This window comes from Actinoalloteichus spitiensis RMV-1378 (genome assembly GCF_000239155.1).
Classification (GTDB): Bacteria; Actinomycetota; Actinomycetes; order Mycobacteriales; family Pseudonocardiaceae; genus Actinoalloteichus_B; species Actinoalloteichus_B spitiensis.
In genome coordinates this window covers 1-14,363 of the sequence record NZ_AGVX02000253.1, presented here as the reverse complement: position 1 = coordinate 14,363, position 14,363 = coordinate 1, and the positions used below count along the sequence as shown (strand labels likewise).

General features: G+C 71.6%; 13 protein-coding genes. 4 read left to right on the top strand and 9 right to left on the bottom strand.

The window, feature by feature from the left end:
• Positions 1-533: 533 nt before the first annotated feature.
• The 3 genes from ACTIDRAF_RS0212465 to ACTIDRAF_RS0212455 all read right to left on the bottom strand — a co-directional run bounded on the left by ACTIDRAF_RS0212465 (position 534) and on the right by ACTIDRAF_RS0212455 (position 4,530).
• Positions 534-1,013: an acyl carrier protein gene (locus ACTIDRAF_RS0212465; protein ID WP_157163002.1), complete on the bottom strand. Its 480-nt coding sequence runs from the start codon at positions 1,011-1,013 to the stop codon at positions 534-536.
• Between the two features lie 164 nt (positions 1,014-1,177).
• Positions 1,178-2,785, bottom strand: coding sequence for an AbgT family transporter (locus ACTIDRAF_RS0212460; RefSeq protein WP_016699074.1), 1,608 nt, complete (start codon positions 2,783-2,785; stop codon positions 1,178-1,180).
• A gap of 413 nt (positions 2,786-3,198) precedes the next feature.
• Positions 3,199-4,530 carry a M20 family metallopeptidase gene (locus ACTIDRAF_RS0212455; RefSeq protein ID WP_016699073.1) on the bottom strand — a complete coding sequence of 444 codons (1,332 nt, stop codon included), beginning with the start codon at positions 4,528-4,530 and terminating at the stop codon, positions 3,199-3,201.
• Between the two features lie 191 nt (positions 4,531-4,721).
• Here ACTIDRAF_RS0212455 and ACTIDRAF_RS28545 point away from each other — a divergent pair, with 191 nt between their 5' ends.
• Entirely contained in the window at positions 4,722-4,976 is a 255-nt protein-coding gene (locus ACTIDRAF_RS28545) for a LapA family protein (protein ID WP_016699072.1), read from the top strand.
• Between the two features lie 75 nt (positions 4,977-5,051).
• On the opposite strand, the gene ACTIDRAF_RS0212445 is transcribed toward ACTIDRAF_RS28545, so the two are convergent.
• From ACTIDRAF_RS0212445 to ACTIDRAF_RS0212420, 6 genes are all read right to left on the bottom strand, one after another.
• Positions 5,052-5,837, bottom strand: a complete 786-nt coding sequence (locus tag ACTIDRAF_RS0212445; RefSeq protein ID WP_016699071.1) for an amino acid ABC transporter ATP-binding protein — start codon at positions 5,835-5,837, stop codon at positions 5,052-5,054.
• Positions 5,834-6,634: an amino acid ABC transporter permease gene (locus ACTIDRAF_RS0212440; RefSeq protein WP_016699070.1), complete on the bottom strand. Its 801-nt coding sequence runs from the start codon at positions 6,632-6,634 to the stop codon at positions 5,834-5,836. Before ACTIDRAF_RS0212440 ends, ACTIDRAF_RS0212445 begins: the two co-directional genes overlap by 4 nt.
• 178 nt (positions 6,635-6,812) lie before the next feature.
• On the bottom strand, positions 6,813-7,754 hold the full coding sequence (locus ACTIDRAF_RS28540) for a transporter substrate-binding domain-containing protein (protein ID WP_245533518.1): 942 nt from the start codon (positions 7,752-7,754) through the stop codon (positions 6,813-6,815).
• A 91-nt stretch (positions 7,755-7,845) separates the two neighbouring features.
• On the bottom strand, positions 7,846-8,682 hold the full coding sequence (locus tag ACTIDRAF_RS0212430; RefSeq protein WP_026066035.1) for an ABC transporter substrate-binding protein: 837 nt from the start codon (positions 8,680-8,682) through the stop codon (positions 7,846-7,848).
• Positions 8,683-8,945: 263 nt separating this feature from the next.
• On the bottom strand, positions 8,946-9,776 hold the full coding sequence (locus ACTIDRAF_RS0212425) for an ABC transporter substrate-binding protein (RefSeq protein ID WP_026066034.1): 831 nt from the start codon (positions 9,774-9,776) through the stop codon (positions 8,946-8,948).
• A 209-nt stretch (positions 9,777-9,985) separates the two neighbouring features.
• Positions 9,986-11,440 (bottom strand): M20/M25/M40 family metallo-hydrolase, encoded by a 1,455-nt coding sequence (locus ACTIDRAF_RS0212420; protein ID WP_016699066.1) that lies wholly within the window; start codon positions 11,438-11,440, stop codon positions 9,986-9,988.
• A gap of 348 nt (positions 11,441-11,788) precedes the next feature.
• Between ACTIDRAF_RS0212420 and pdhA the strand changes: the two genes are divergently transcribed.
• The 3 genes from pdhA to ACTIDRAF_RS28535 all read left to right on the top strand — a co-directional run.
• Positions 11,789-13,033, top strand: a complete 1,245-nt coding sequence (gene pdhA, locus ACTIDRAF_RS0212415; RefSeq protein WP_083886259.1) for a pyruvate dehydrogenase (acetyl-transferring) E1 component subunit alpha — start codon at positions 11,789-11,791, stop codon at positions 13,031-13,033.
• Positions 13,033-14,073, top strand: a complete 1,041-nt coding sequence (locus tag ACTIDRAF_RS0212410) for an alpha-ketoacid dehydrogenase subunit beta (protein ID WP_016699064.1) — start codon at positions 13,033-13,035, stop codon at positions 14,071-14,073. The genes pdhA and ACTIDRAF_RS0212410 overlap by 1 nt, the downstream gene beginning before the upstream one ends.
• Positions 14,074-14,081: 8 nt before the next feature.
• Positions 14,082-14,363, top strand: a 282-nt coding sequence (locus tag ACTIDRAF_RS28535) for a biotin/lipoyl-containing protein (protein ID WP_039787019.1), incomplete at its 3' end; no start/stop codon positions are given.

Below are 14,363 nucleotides of genomic sequence, written 5' to 3'. Positions count from 1 at the left end.
GGCCAGGCCGGGCCCCGGCCGGACCTGACCGCGCGCCGGGAGTTCCAGGCACCACGGGACCACCCGCCGGCGCGCCAGGAGGTTCACCTCGGTGTCCCCGTGTCGTTCCTCGGACCCGGCCCGGCCCGAGGTCGGGCTCGGCAGGGGGCTTGGGGCAGCACACGCCGACACCGCCCTGATCTGGCCGCGACGGGCGACGCACCCGCCTCCCCCGCCGGCCGGGGCCGCCAGGGCCCGGCCTCGTGCTCCACCCCGGCGACGGGACGCTCCGGAGTCGGGCTGGCACCCGAGGGACTCTCCGCCCGGCTGAACACCCGGCCGGCCCGCTCCGGGGACCACGGCCGCGCCGGCCCTGCCGGCGCACGTCGCGGCCGGCGCTGACGGAGGTCACGAGCGAAGGCGGCCGGTGCCGGGAGGCCCTCTCCGGTGTCCATGCACGCGTCGGCCGCCGACCCTGGCTGCGCGGCAACCCGAACCGACGGCCGACGGGGTCGGGGTCGGGAGCACCCCGGATCACCCCTCCGTTCCCGCTGTCACCCCGCTGGCCGGGAGGCCACCTCGCTCATCGCCCTGCCGCCGTCCGCCGACAACGGCTCACCCTTGAGGACGGACGCCACCTTGTCCCGCACCAGCAGGACGAGCGAGCCGACATCGCCGAGTTCCTGGGCGTCCAGCTGGAGCAGCTGGACGCCGTAGGTGGCCTCGGCCCCGTCCACGATGCTGGCGGTGTCCTCCTCGGTGGCTCCGAGGTCGTCGACGAGGTGGTGCTCGTCCTCCACCGACGCCGCGCTCATCCCCAGCTGGTCCGCGACGAGACCGTGGATCTGATCGCGGATGACGCCCAGGCCGAGCAGCCTCTCCTGCTCGGCCGGCTCCCCGTGGGCCGACGTACTGGTTGGGGGCTCGCTGGCCGTCGACCCGTTCACCGGCTCCGAGTACGCGGTCGGGGCGACGAGGACGGATGCGGCCGACAGGCCGATCAGCACTGACAGGTACCCACGACGCTGTCCCACAGTGTTCTCCTTTCCCACGTCCAACTTCCGCCTCGATGCTCTGCTCTACTCACTCGTAGCGCCCGAGCACCCGGTCTGATCCACCCCATGGAGTGAGCACGACACGCTTGCGCCGAAGGGCGAAGATCGCTAACGGCGGTGCCCGCTCGAACCGGCGCCGGTGGTCACTCCCCCACGAGGACATCCATCCCGGGCCCCAGGGGCAGCTCGGCCACGGAGAAGACCGCCAGGATCGCCAGCCACGCCAGCCAGAACGGGACGACGAAGGGCACCATCCGCGCGATCACCGTGCCGAGCCCGGCGCTGGGCTGGTACCGGCGGACGAAGGTCAGCAGCACGACCAGGTACGGGTTCATCGGGGTCATCACCTGCGTCACGGAATCGCCAGCCCTGAACACGGCCTGCGTGAAGCCGGGTTCGAAACCCACCAGCAGGAACATCGGCACGAACACCGAGGCCATCAGCGTCCACTGGGTCACCCCGGAGATGATGAAGAGGTTCAGCGCGGAGGCCAGCAGGACGAATCCGAGCAGCGCCGGGTACCCCTCGAGCCCGCTGCCGCGGAGGAACTCGGCGCCGCGCACCGCGAGCCAGGTGCCGAGGTTCGTCCAGCCGAACAGTGCGACGAACTGGCCGAGCGCGAAAGCCAGCACGATGAAGCCGGAGAGGTCCCGTACCGCCAGCCCCACCAGTCGAGGGACATCGCCCGCCGTCCGGATCGCACCGGTCGTCACCCCGTAGGCGATGCCCGGCACCAGGAACGCGAGGAACGTCAGCGTGGTGACGGAGGACAGCAGCGGCGACGAGGGCAGGTAGCCGCCGTCCTCGGCGCGCAGCGGCGACGAGGGCCACAGGACGAGGGCGCCCAGCAGGACCCCCAGGGTCAGCACCGCCAGCCCGGCGGCCGCCAGACCGCGCCGCTCCGTGGAAGTGGTCACCGGGGCCACCTGGTCGAGGTCGACGCGTGCTGGCCCCACCCCAGCGGGCTGGTCCTCCGCCGCCACCTGGGACCGGGGGAAACCGGAGCGCTCCAGGCCCGGCTCCACGAACCGGGTGATGACCACCCCGACCAGCAGGCTCAACACGACCGCCGAGACGACGTTGACGTAGTAGTTGGACACCGCCGTCACCTCCGTGCCCGGCCGGGACAGGGCGGAGGCGGCGCTGTTGGTGATGCCGGCGAACAACGCGTCCTGGCTCGTGACCAGCACTGACGTCGAGTATCCGGCACCGGCCGCCGCGAACCCGCCGAGCAGCCCGGCCACCGGGTGGCGCCCCGCCGCACCGAACACCATCGCGGCCAGCGGCGGTACGACGAGGAACACCGAGTCCGACATGACGCTGCCCGACACACCGACGAAGCCGACCGCGTAGGGGAGCAGCCCTCGGGGGGCTCGGGCGAACGCGACCCGGACGAGTGCCGCCAGCATGCCGGTCCGTTCCGCCAACCCCACGGCGAGCATGATCGTCACCACCGTCCCCAAGGGCGGGAAGCCGATGAAGTTGGCCGGCATCTCGGTGAACAGGAACCGGACGCCCTCGGCGGAGAACCCGCCGCGCACCTCGGTGGTCCCGTCCTCCCCCGGCACCTCCACGGCGGCCCCGAAGGCGGCCAACACCGTCGAGACGACGCCGACCAGCAGGGTGAGCAGGGCGAAGAGGACGAAGGGCTCCGGCAGCCGGTTCCCGACACGTTCGACCCACCCCAGCACGCCGCCCGCTCCGGCGGAGGTCGCTCCGCCGCTTCCGCGTCCCCGTGCGCCGTGCGCCATCCGCGCGCCACCTCCCCGTCCGTACGCCGTCGCGGTGCACACCCTTCGGGTGGACCCGAGGCTCCACAAGGGAGATCACGAGCAATCAGCCGAACGTGGTCGCTCGGTGGCCGCCGCGGCCGGACCGGGCGCGGAGCCCGCTTGGAAGGGGCCGCCTCGTTCCCACCGGGTGTCGACCGGTGCGGTGGCCACCGGGCGCGGGACCGAACAGGCGGGGGCACGGGGAGCGCGCCGGCGTGCTCGCGCGGGCGGACGACCTCCACCGGTGGCGGCAGGACAGGACGACGGGGGCCGGTCCCGAGCCCCGACGTCGGGAGCGGCCCGGCTGGCCCGGGCCGGGGACGCGGTGGGACCTGCCCCCACCCCGGGGCCGGCCCGCCGCGCCGGGACCGCGAGCACCCGGGCCGACGAGGTCAGTCGAAGAAGCGGGGAATGTCCAACGCGCCGCCGGCCGCCTCGAACTCCTCCCGGACCGCCGTGCGCAGCTCCTCGTCGGCCAGGTAGTCGACCGCCGTCATCGCCAGGCCGTAGGCGCCGTCGAGCACCGCCCGGTCCCCCGAAGGTCCGCCGGCGGCCTCCGCGAACTCCACGGTGTGCATCGAGATCGCCGGGTGGCCGATCGCGATCATGGGGTGGATCGCCGGCACCCGGAAGCTCAGGTTGCCCAGGTCGGTCGACCCGGTCAGGGAGGACGGCACCACGTCCGGTGGTAGCGCGCGCCGCCCCCGGGTCTCCTGGTGCGTCGCCCACCGCCGGGCGAGGGCCTCGTTGACGCGGATCGGCAGGTAGGGCGGCCGCTCGTCCCAGCGCAGTTCGACACCACAGCCGTGCGCCAGCGCCGCTCCCTCCGCGACCGCCGCCACCCTCGTCGCCAGGTCGCGCAGCGTCTCTGGCCGCGCCGAGCGCAGGTAGAAGCGGAGCGCGGCCCGGTCCGGCACGACGTTGGGCCGGGCACCTCCGTCGGTGAAGACGCCGTGCGCGCGGTCGCTGTCGGGCAGGTGCTGCCGCAACGCGGCCACGCCCTGGTAGGCGGCCACGGCGGCGTCCAGCGCGTTCCGACCCATGAAGGGCTGGGCCGAGGCGTGCGCGGCCACTCCGTGGAAGATCATCTCCAGCTGACGACGCCCCAGGAAGGGGTGCATCGCCACGTCGTGGGAGAACGGGTGCAGCATCACCACGGCGTCGACGTCGTCGAGGACGCCGGCCCGCGCCAGGAACTCCTTGCCCCCGCCGCCCTCCTCGGCGGGGGTGCCCAGCAGGGAGAGCCGACCGCCGGTGCGCGCCAACACCGGAGCGGCGGCGAGGAACGCGCCGACCGCGCTGGAGCAGATGATGTTGTGCCCACAGCCGTGCCCGATCCCCGGGAGGGCGTCGTACTCGGCGAGGACGGCGATGTGCGGGCCCCCGGTACCCGAGCTCGCCAGCAGTGCGGTGTCCAGCCCGCCGACGCCGACGGTCACCTCGTACCCGGCCGCGCGGACCAGCTCGGCGACGACACCGGCGGAGCGGTGCTCCTCGAAGCCCTCCTCCGGGTGGGCGTGGAGGTCGTGGCTGAGTGCCAGCAGCGCGTCCTCGTGCCGCCCCAGCTCCGCGCCCACGAGCTGGCCGACCTCGGAGTCCGCACCGGCGAAGGGGGAGGTCAGGGGTTCCGCCGCCGCGACGGCCCGTGCGGTCGCCTCGTTCAGCGCGCGCAGGTAGGTGTCGTCGGGGGGAACGGGAGCGGAGGAGGGGGTGGCTGCTGTCACGGCAGGCACCCTAACCCGAGCGCGCCGCGTCCCAGGAGCCCCGGACGGGACGCCCACCCCGGGCCGCCAGCCGGGGTTCCGGGGTGGCCGGGCAGCGGGGAGCGGCCAGCACGCCAGCGCTGGCCGGCCGGGCGGCCCCGGCGTAGCGTCGAACGCACCAGGGCCCGTCCCACCCGGCTCCGGGAGGCGTGATGCGGTGGTCAGAGCGGCGCGGCCCGGCCCAGCCGGGCGACGGCCAGGACCGGGCCGGTCAACGCCGGTCGCTGACCCGTTTGGTCGTGGGTCTGGTGCTCGGCGTGCTCGCGGTGGTCTTCATCGTCCAGAACCGCGCCGAGGTGGCGATCCGGTTGCTCGTTCCGGTCGTCGACCTGCCGTTGTGGACCGCGCTGGCCGGCGTGCTGGTGCTGGGGATGCTGATCGGAGCGCTCTGGGTGTACCGGCGCTGAGGCCGGGCGCCCCGGCGGCGCGGCCGGTGGGGGTGCCGGGTGTCCACCCGCGCGGAACCCCCACCCCGCGCCTCGTCAGACCGCCGGATCGCTCGGCCCGTGGTGGGTGGGGTCGAGCACCCTGCTGAGGAAGGTGCGGGTCCGCTCGTGGCTGGGGGCCCCGATGACGCTCGCCGGGTCGCCCTGCTCGATGATCCCGCCGCCGTCCATGAAGACCACCTGGTCGGCGACCTCGCGGGCGAACTGCATCTCGTGGGTGACCACGAGCATCGTCATACCCTCCTCGGCCAGCTGCCGCATCACGCCGAGGACGTCCCCGACCAGCTCGGGGTCCAGGGCCGAGGTGGGCTCGTCGAACAGCATCACCTCCGGGTCCATCGAGAGCGCCCTGGCGATCGCCGCCCGCTGCTGCTGCCCACCGGAGAGCTGGGCCGGCATCGCGTGTTCCTTGTCGGTCAACCCCACCCTGGCGAGGTTGCGCCGGGCCACCTCCTCGGCCTGCTCCTTCGACCGCCGGAGCACCTTGCGCTGGGCGACCGTCAGGTTCTCCAGGACCGACAGGTGCGCGAACAGGTTGAACGACTGGAACACCATGCCGATCCGCACCCGCGCGGCGTCGATGTCGCAGTCCGGGTCGGTCAGCTCGACCCCGTTGACCACCACGCTGCCGCTGGTCGGCTCCTCCAGGAGGTTGACGCAGCGCAGCAGGGTCGACTTCCCGGAGCCGGATGGGCCGATGACGCAGACCACCTGCCCGCGCTCGACCTGGAGGTCGACCCCCCGGAGGACCTGGAGGGAGCCGAAGCTCTTGTGCAGACCGGAGATCTCGACCACCGGCTGTGTGGTGTCGCTCATGCTCATTCCCTCCCTGGTCCCGTCCTCGCCCCCTTGCCGAACCGCCGCTCGAGGCGCCGGGACAGGTAGGACAGCGGAAGGGTGATCATGAGGTAGCAGAAGCCGGCCACCACGATCGGGGTCAGACTGCGGTCGGTGTTCAGGGCGTTGCGGGCGAACTGGGTCAGCTCGTGCTGGGCGAGCGTGCTGCCGAGGATGAACGCCAGCGACGAGTCCTTGGTCAGCAGGATCAGCTCGTTGGTGAGCGGGGGCAGGATGATCCGGAAGGCCTGCGGGATCACGACCGTGATCATCGTGCGCGCCGGGCTCATCCCCAGCGAACGCGCCGCCTCGACCTGCCCCTTGGGGACGGCCTGGATACCGGCGCGGATCGTCTCCGCGATGTAGGCGCCGCCCACGAGCCCCAGGGCCAGCATGATCGAGAGGCTGCGGTCCAGGTTGAGGCCGAAGGCGTAGCCGACGCCGACCCCCAGCGCGAGGAACACCAGCAGCGCCGGGAGCCCCCGGAAGAACTCGATGTAGAGGGTGGCGATCCAGCGGTACGGGCCGACCGAGGACAGCCTCATCAACGCGATCACCAGACCGAACGCGAGGGCGAACGCGAAGCCCATCGCCGTGTAGGTGATCGTGTTGACGAGGGCCACCGTCATGACCTCGGGGAACTGGTTGGCGATGACGGCGGGGTCGAAGAAGGCCCGCCCGAGGGCGTCCCAGTCAGCGGCGAGAACGAGGACCAGCAGCGCGACCACGAGGATGCCGTACTGGATGCCACGGAAGAGCCTCGCGCGCTGCCGCTTGCTCATCCGTCGTCGGGGAGGCGCCGTCGGCGCCGGTGTTCGTCGACCGGGTCCACCGGGCGGTCCCTGGTCCCGGTGCTGGGTGTCGCCCAGCTCGGTGTCACGCGACATGTGGTCAGTTCTCCAGAAAGTGCCGGGTAGGCGGCGGGGCCGGCGTCCGCACGCCGGCCCCGGTCACGGTGGGTCAGCTCTCGGGGTCCTGGGAGGGTTCGTCCGCCTCGGCGCTCTCGGCGGCGTCCGGCGCCTCGGACTCGTCGACGGCCTCCGGCTCGTCGCCCGCCCCCTCCGCGTCCTCGTCGACCGTGGCGTCGGTGCCGATGCCCTCGGGCGCCACACCGAACCACTCCACGTAGATCTCCTCGTAGCGGCCGTCCTCCCTGGCCGCCTGGAGCACCTCGTTGATCCGCTCGCGCAGCGCGTCGTTGCCCTTGCGGACCCCGATGCCGTACTGCTCGTTGGTCTCGATGTCGGCCACCACGGCGAAGGTGTCGTTCTCGTTCGCCGCGTCGTACAGGACGCCGTTGTCGTTGATGCCCGCCTGGACCTCGCCGGTCTCCACGGCGGCCAGCAGCAGCGGCAGGTCGTCGTAGCTGCGGATCTCGGTGTCCTCGGCCAGCTCGGCCTCGGCCCAGTCCTTGCCGGTGGTGTCGTTCTGCACGCCGACGGAGGCGCCGGCGAGGTCATCGACCCCGGTGATGTCCGAGCCGGCGGTCGTGATCAGCGCCTGCCTGGCGTCGAAGTACGGGTCGGAGAAGTCGAAGTTCTCCGACCGCGCGTCGGTGATGGTGATCCCGGCCGCGACCACGTCGCACTCCCCGGTGTCCAGGGCCGCACCGGAGGTGATGGTGTCGAAGGAGATGTCGACGATCTGCTGCTCGAGCCCCAGGTCCTCGGCCACCAGATCGACGAGATCCACGTCGAAACCGACGACCTCGCCACCCTCGTTGAACTGGAAGGGCCGGTACGACAGGTGGGTGCAGGTCTTGAGCGCTCCCTCCTCGACGATGGGGACGCCATCCACCTCGGCGCCCTGCTCGCCGCCGCACCCGGCGAGCACCAGGGCGAGGGCGGGGACCAGGGCTGCCGGGGCGAGGGCTCCGCTCCGCTGTCCGCTACGACGACGCAATGTACTTTTCCTCGATTTCATCCGGTTGTGCCGATGGACTGGACGCACCGTAGACGGTGACGGCACGCCTGGGCGAGCGGCGCCGCCCAGGTCACCACTGGTTCGGTGTGACGCCGAACCACTTCCGGTGCAGTTCCTCGTACCGCCCGTCCTGTCGGATCTCGGCCAGGACCTCGTTGGCGACGGTGAGGAGTTCGGTGTTCCCCCGGCGCACGGCGAACCCGTACTGCTCGCCGGTGTCGATCTCGACCTTCACCGAGGTGTCCCGGTGGCTCCTGGCGAGGAGGTACAGGGGTCCGTTGTCCGCCAGCGCCGCGTCGATCTCGCCGGCGCGCAGGGCGTGGGCCAGCGCGGGCAGGTCGGGGTAGGTGTGGATCGCGGGAGCATCGTCGTGTTCGGTCGCGTACCGTCCTGCGTAGTCGGAGCCGGTGGTGTTCTCCTGGACTCCCAGTCTCCCCCCACCGTGCAGGTCGGCGAGGCCGGAGACCGTGGAGTCCCAGTCGGCGAGCAGGGCCTGGTTGGCGTTGAAGTAGGGGACGCCGAAGTCGAGGACGCCCGCTCGTTCGTCGGTGATGGTCATACCGGCGAAGGCGATGTCGCAGGTTCCGTCCTCGAGGGCCGTGCCACTGGTGATGCTGTCGAAGGGGACGTCCACGACACGCTGTTCCAGGCCCAGCCGGTCGGCCACCAGATCCCCGAGGTCGACGTCGAACCCGACGATGTCCCCGGTGTCGTCGTCCAGGTGCTGGAAGGGCTCGTAGGGGAGGTGCGTGCAGGTCAGCAGGGTTCCGGCGTCGACGAGGGTGACGGCGGGCGAGCTGGGAGCCGCGGGGTCGAGGGTGTGGCCCGGCTGCCCGCAGGCGGCGAGCGCGCAGAGGGAGGACGCCACGAGGGCGGTCGTGGACAGGCGACGTGTGTGCTCTGCCAAGGCGCTCTCCCGAACACTATCCGGTTAACGGCGTCCTGCATCCTCGCACCGAACGGCCGAAAAATAAATAACCATTGGATGAACAATGGTAACGGGGAGTGCAAGTATCACGACAGGAGCCAAGAATATAACCCCGAAAGGAGTAATCGAGCATTTTCTTGCCCCGCGGAGGCGGATCGACCGGAAACCCTTCCCCGCCGGGGTGTGGTCAGCCTGGTCGGCCACGGGAACGGGGTCGGCGTCGGTACCCGCCCGAGCCCGGCTCAGAGCTGGTTCGGCGTGACGCCCAGCCAGTCCCGGTGCAGTTCGACGTGCCTCCCGTCGGCGCGCATCGCCGCCAGCACCTCGTTCGCCACGTCGAGCAGGGCGTTGTTCCCCCGCCGCACCGCGAAGCCGTACTGCTCGCCGGTGTCGATCTGCACCTTCACCGAGGTGTCCCGGTAGACCCGCGCGAACCCGTAGAGCGGACCGTTGTCGGAGAGCACGGCGTCGACCCGCCCGGAACGCACCGCCGAGGTGAGCTCCGTCTGGTCGGGGAACCGCACCAGCTCCACGGCCGAATCGTTGCGCTCGTTGTAGTCGACGGCGTACGCCTCGCCGGTGGTGCCCTCCTTGACCCCGAGCCGGCGCCCGTGCAGGTCCGCCATCCCGGTGATCTCCTCGTGGACCCCGGCGAGCAGGGCCTGGCTCGAGTTGAAGTAGGGATCGCCGAAGTCGACGTCACGCGCGCGTTCCTCGGTGATGGTGACCCCGCTGATCGCGATGTCGCAGACGCCCTCGTCGAGGTCGGCTCCGCTGGTGATCCGGTCGAAGGAGGTCTCGACCACCTCCTGCTCGACCCCGAGTTCCTCGGCGATGAACCCACCCAGGTCGATGTCGAACCCGACGATCTCCCCGGAGTCGGGGTCGCGGAACTCGAAGGGCTCGAAGGGCAGCCGGACACAGGTCGAGAGCGTGCCCGGCCGCACCAGCTCGACCTGGGGACCCTCACCCGCCGCGCTCCCCCCGGCTGGCGGCTCCCCGCCGCACCCCGCGACGAACAGGGCCGGGACGGCCAGCAGGACGAACGCGCGACGGAACGACGACCGCGACACGGAGACCCCCACACACTTGTCTGCCCGGGCGAAAACGTGCGCATCCTCGCACCCGGAAGCGCGATCTGAGAACAGTTGACGCGCAACCGTGTTCTCCGTTTCCCAACCAGTCACCTTCCGTCGCCGGACGCATCACTCAGGTAGACCAGAAGGAATGATCTTGTCGGGATTCCCGCGATTGTCCGTGATCGTTTTTCGACCGCCAGGTATCAACGCTCGGCGTGCGCCGCCAGCACCATCGCGACCGCCGTCGTCACCCGCGCCGCGTAGGCGAGGTGCAGCGACTCGTCGGGGACGTGCGCGTTGCTGCCCGGGCCCAGCGCCCCGGTCACCACGAACTGCGCCGCCGGGTAGGCGTCCTGGAGCAGCCCCATGAAGGGGATCGACCCGCCCAGTCCCAGAGTCAGCCACGGAGCCCCGAACAGCTCCGCGCCGGCCCGGTCCAGGGCCGAACGCAGCCAGGGCGCCAAGTCGGGCGCGTTCCAGCCGGGGCCGCACTCCGTCCGGCTCAGCTCGACGGTCGCGCCGTAGGGCACGTCCGTCGTGAGGGCGGCGCTCACGGCGTCCAGCGCCGCCTGGGGGTCAGTGGTCGGCGGCAGGCGGAAACTCAGCGCCAGCGTGGTCTGGGGCCGCAGGACGTTGCCCGCCTCCGCCGGGGTGGGCAGCCCGTCACCCCCGATCACGGACAGGGTGGGGCGCCAGGTGTTGTTCAGCGCCTGCTCCAGCGGGTCGTCGGTCACCGGCCGTACGCCCTCGGGCAGCGGGACGTTGTCGAGGACCAGCGTGGGCACCGCGTCCAGGGCCGCCCGGGTCTCGGCGACCCGGTCGGCCGGGACCTCCACCACCAGCTCGGGCAGCAGGACCTCCCCGGTGGCCGAGTCCTCGAGCCTGTCGAGGAGCTGCCGGAGGATGCGGAACGAGCTCGGGGCGACCCCGCTCGCCAGTCCCGAGTGCTGACCGGCGTCGAGCACGCGAACGGTGACGGTGACCTGGGCCATCCCGCGCAGCGAGGTGGTCAGCCAGAGCCGTTCGTAGTCACCGGCACCGGAGTCCAGGCACACCACCAGCTCGACCTCGCCGAGCTCGGGGCGGAGGTGCTCCAGGTAGGCGGGCAGGTCGGGCGAACCGGACTCCTCCCCCGTCTCCAGCAGCACGACCGCCCGACCGTGGTCGGCACCCAGCTCCCGCACTGCCTCCAGCGCCGTGACCGCCGCGTACCCGGCGTAGCCGTCGTCCGCCGCCCCCCGCCCGTACAGGCGCCCGTCCCTGAGCACCGGGGTCCAGGGGCCCAGGCCCTCGGACCAGCCGCCGACCGGCGGCTGCTTGTCCAGGTGGCCGTAGAGCAGGACGGTCCCCCGGTCCCGAGCCGCGTCGGTGGGTGCGACGTCGATGAGCAGCACCGGGGTGCGCCCGGGCAGCCGCACGGTGCGGATGGTGGCGTCGGACGCGATCGGGCGCTGGGCGAGCCACGTCCTGACGTGGTCGATGGCGGCGTCGAGCTGGCCGTTCGCCTCCCAGTCCTCGTCGAAGACGGGGGAGAGCGCGGGGATGGCGACCAGCTCGGACAGGCTGGGCACGACGTCCTCGGCCCACCGGCGGTCGACGGCCTCGGCGAGGGCCTCGGTGGACGCGGCGGACGAGGGGGGCGGGGTTGTCTCAGGCACGTGCCCGATCCTCGGTCCCGGTGCCGGTACCACGCAAGGGGCACCGCCGGCGGCGGGAGCACCGGCAGCGTCCTCCCTGGTAGGACGTGGTCCGTCTGTCGGAACCCCGCATAGTCGGAGCTCGCGTAGTCGGAACCACTCTTAGTAGGAACCACGATCTCTTAGCCAGGAAAAAGAGCTGTGTTCGGGCTCACGGTCGGGGCTTCGGCCATGCCAATATGGCGGAAGCGATCCGTCAGCGCCGACGATCGGCATCTCGTCCCACCAGGGCGGTGATCTCGTCTGTCGGCGTACCCGCGCTCACGGCCACAAGCCAGGACGCGCGGCCCCACCTTGAGGGAGACACGTATGTCGTCGCCGGAGTACTGGACGAAACCCCAGCCGCCCGACGCGGCTGGGTCGGAGTCACCGCCAGGGAGTCCCCCAGCCGCCACCGCGGCCCGACCCACGGCGGAGCAAGTGATAGCCGGACTACGCGCCACCAGCGAGGGTGGCCCAGACCTCGTGCAGCTGCTGACCCCCGAGGGGGAGCGAGTGGCGCACCCCCACTTCGACATCGACATCACGCCCGAGGAGCTGCGCGGGCTGTACCGGGACATGGTCCTGGTCCGTCGAGCCGACCGCGAGTCCAACGCGCTCCAGCGGCAGGGCCAGCTGGGCATCTGGGTTCCGCTGCTGGGCCAGGAGGCCGCTCAGATCGGCGCCGGCCGGGCGATGCGCCCCAGGGACATGGCCTTCCCCAGCTACCGGGAGCACGGCGTGGCCTGGTGCCGTGGCATCGACCCGACCGAGCTGCTCGGCATCTTCCGGGGCACCGACCACGGCAGCTGGGACCCGGTGGCCACCCGTTTCCACCCCTACACGATCGTCATCGGCAACCAGTGCCTGAACGCGGTCGGCTACGCCATGGGCCAGCGGTTCGACGGCCGGATCGGTGACGGGCACGACAGCGCCGACGCCGAGGCCACCGTCGCCTTCTTCGGCGACGGCGCGACCAGCCAGGGCGACGTGAACGAGGCCTTCGTCTGGGGCGCCGTCTACGACGCCCCCGTCGTCTTCTTCTGCCAGAACAACCAGTGGGCCATCTCCGAACCGATGGAACGGCAGAGCCGCATCCCCCTCTACCAGCGGGCCAGCGGCTACGGCTTCCCCGGGATCCGGGTGGACGGCAATGACGTGCTGGCCACGCTCGCGGTGACCCGGTGGGCGTTGGAGGAGTGCCGCAGCGGGAACGGACCGGTCCTCATCGAGGCCTTCACCTACCGGATGGACGCCCACACCACCTCTGACGACCCCAGCCGGTACCGGCTGGCCGACGAGCTGGAGGCGTGGAAGCTCAAGGACCCGATCGAGCGGGTCAAGGCGTACCTGCACCGCCAGCAGTGGGCGGACCGGGACTACTTCGAGGAGGTGGATCGGGAGTCCGACGCGCTGGCGGCCCGCCTGCGGGAGTTCTGCCAGCGGATGCCCGTCCCCTCCGCCGACCGCATGTTCTCCGAGGTGTACGCGAACGGGAGCCCCGTGGTCGCCGCCCAGCGCGACGAGTTCCTCACGTACCTGTCCCAGTTCGAGCAGACCGGAGGTGAGCGGTGATGACCGAGGTGGACGTCCGATCCCGTCCACGCGCCACCGACGGCTCCGCCACCGGGCAGGGCCCGGGGAAGGTGACGATCGGGAAGGCGCTGAACCTGGGGTTGCGCGCCGCGATGGAGCGCGACCCGAAGGTGATCCTCATGGGGGAGGACATCGGCCGGCTCGGCGGTGTCTTCCGGATCACCGACGGCCTGCAGAAGGACTTCGGTGAGCAGCGGGTGCTGGACACCCCGTTGGCCGAGTCGGGCATCGTCGGCGCCGCGATCGGCCTGGCGATCCGCGGGTACCGCCCGGTGTGCGAGATCCAGTTCGACGGCTTCATCTTCCCCGCCTTCGACCAGATCGTCAGTCAGCTGGCGAAGCTGAACTACCGCAGCCAGGGCCGCATCCGGATGCCGGTCGTCATCCGCGTTCCCTTCGGGGGCGGGATCGGCGCCGTCGAGCACCACTCCGAGTCCCCCGAGTCGTACTTCGCCCACACCGCCGGGCTGAAGGTCGTCGCCTGTTCGAACCCGGTCGACGCCTACTGGATGATCCAGCAGGCCATCGAGTCCGACGAGCCGGTGCTCTTCTTCGAACCCAAGCGCCGGTACCACGAGAAGGCGGAGCTGGACCTGAGCGCGACGCCCGCCCCGCTGCACTCCTCCCGGGTGCTGCGACCGGGCACCACGGCCACCCTCGCCTGCTACGGGCCGATGGTGAAGACGTGCCTGGAGGCGGCCGAGTCCGCCGCCGAGCAGGAGGGGCACGAACTGGAGGTCATCGACCTCCGGACGCTCTCGCCCCTCGACCTGGAGCCGGTCTACGAGTCGGTCCGCCGCATCGGCCGGTTGGTGGTCGCCAGCGAGGCCCCCGGCGAGTCGTCCATCGCCTCGGAGATCGCGGCCAGGGTCCAGCAGGAGTGCTTCTACTCCCTGGAGGCACCGGTGGTCCGCGTCACCGGTTTCGACACCCCCTACCCGCCGAGCAAGCTGGAAGAGGAGTACCTGCCCGACCTGGACCGGGTGTTGCACGCCGTCGAGCAGTCGTTGGGCTGGTGAGGGAGAGCATGTCGCGGATCAAGCACTTCCCGCTGCCCGACACGGGCGAGGGCCTGACCGAGGCCGAGATCGTGAAGTGGCACGTCGGTCCCGGTGACACCGTCGAGGTCAACCAGACGATCGTCGAGATCGAGACCGTGAAGGCGGTCGTGGAACTGCCGTGCCCCTACGCGGGCACCGTGTCCGACCTCCTCGCCCCGGTCGGGCAGGTCGTCGAGGTCGGTGTGCCGATCATCGCGATCGACGTCGGCGGGGACGGCATCCCGGAGGAGGCGGCGGACGGTGCCGCC

What these genes read in the sequence shown, in the direction of transcription:
- ACTIDRAF_RS0212460 (WP_016699074.1), bottom strand. Translation starts at nt 2,785, where the DNA reads ATGGCGCACGGCGCACGGGGACGCGGAAGCGGCGGAGCGACCTCCGCC.
- pdhA (WP_083886259.1), top strand. Translation starts at nt 11,789, where the DNA reads ATGTCGTCGCCGGAGTACTGGACGAAACCCCAGCCGCCCGACGCGGCT.
- ACTIDRAF_RS0212410 (WP_016699064.1), top strand. Translation starts at nt 13,033, where the DNA reads ATGACCGAGGTGGACGTCCGATCCCGTCCACGCGCCACCGACGGCTCC.
- ACTIDRAF_RS0212445 (WP_016699071.1), bottom strand. Translation starts at nt 5,837, where the DNA reads ATGAGCATGAGCGACACCACACAGCCGGTGGTCGAGATCTCCGGTCTG.
- ACTIDRAF_RS28545 (WP_016699072.1), top strand. Translation starts at nt 4,722, where the DNA reads ATGCGGTGGTCAGAGCGGCGCGGCCCGGCCCAGCCGGGCGACGGCCAG.
- ACTIDRAF_RS0212440 (WP_016699070.1), bottom strand. Translation starts at nt 6,634, where the DNA reads ATGAGCAAGCGGCAGCGCGCGAGGCTCTTCCGTGGCATCCAGTACGGC.